This window comes from Maribacter sp. 2-571 (assembly GCF_050589625.1).
Classification (GTDB): Bacteria; Bacteroidota; Bacteroidia; order Flavobacteriales; family Flavobacteriaceae; genus Pelagihabitans.
The window spans coordinates 1-861 of record NZ_JBNGOP010000074.1; the positions used below are offsets into that span (position 1 = coordinate 1).

At 60.0% G+C, this 861-nt stretch carries 1 protein-coding gene; it reads right to left on the minus strand.

What is annotated here, in order from left to right; translation table 11 throughout:
* On the minus strand, nt 1-753 hold a 753-nt coding region (locus ACRD7P_RS20925), incomplete at its 3' end, for a phosphopantetheine-binding protein (RefSeq protein WP_430909749.1).
* Nucleotides 754-861 lie beyond the last annotated feature (108 nt).

The following is an 861-nucleotide window of genomic DNA, read 5'->3' on the forward strand; positions in this document are numbered from 1 at the left end:
CTGGTCCAAAAACCACAAACGCTCCTGGCTGTACGAGAGCGGGATACGTTCCGGCCGCTCCTGTACCGTAACGGCAGGTAGAAGGCTCCCCTTCCCCTTGGTCGAGAGCGCCACCGAAAGCCCCTCCACCGTAGGGTGCACGAAGATATCCGCGATATCCAGCTCGATATCCATATCCCTGCGCACCATCGAAACCAAACGCGTCGCCAAAAGGCTGTGCCCGCCGAGCTCGAAGAAATTGTCGCGGATCCCCACCTTGTCCACGCCCAGCAGTTCCTGCCAGATATCCGACAGGCGCCGCTCGGTCCCGTTACTTGGCGCTACGTACTCGTTAGAGGTGATGTCCGACATACCAGGGTCCGGCAACGACTTCCTGTCGATCTTGCCGTTGCGCGTAAGCGGCAGCGCATCCAAAAACACCCATAGACGCGGTACCATGTACTCGGGAAGCACGCCCTTGAGCATCCCCTCCAGACCTTCACGGTCTTGCGGGCCCTCCTGTACCACATAACCGACAAGGCGTTTGTCGCCGCGTGGATCGGGACGTGCCAATACGCAACAGGAATCGATACCTTCAAGGCCCGAGAGCACGCTCTCGATCTCGCCGAGCTCGATACGGTAGCCACGTACCTTCACCTGGTCGTCCTTACGGCCGATGAACTCGATCTCGCCATCGGGCGACCAACGGCCAAGGTCCCCCGTCCGGTACATCTTCTCTCCCGCTACATAGGGGTCGTCGACGAACTTCTCCAAGTTCAGCTCCGGACGGTTAAGGTATCCTTCCGATACCCCCGCACCGCCGATGCACAGCTCCCCCACAACGCCCCGAGGCAACAGACCGCCATGCGCGTCCAATATGTA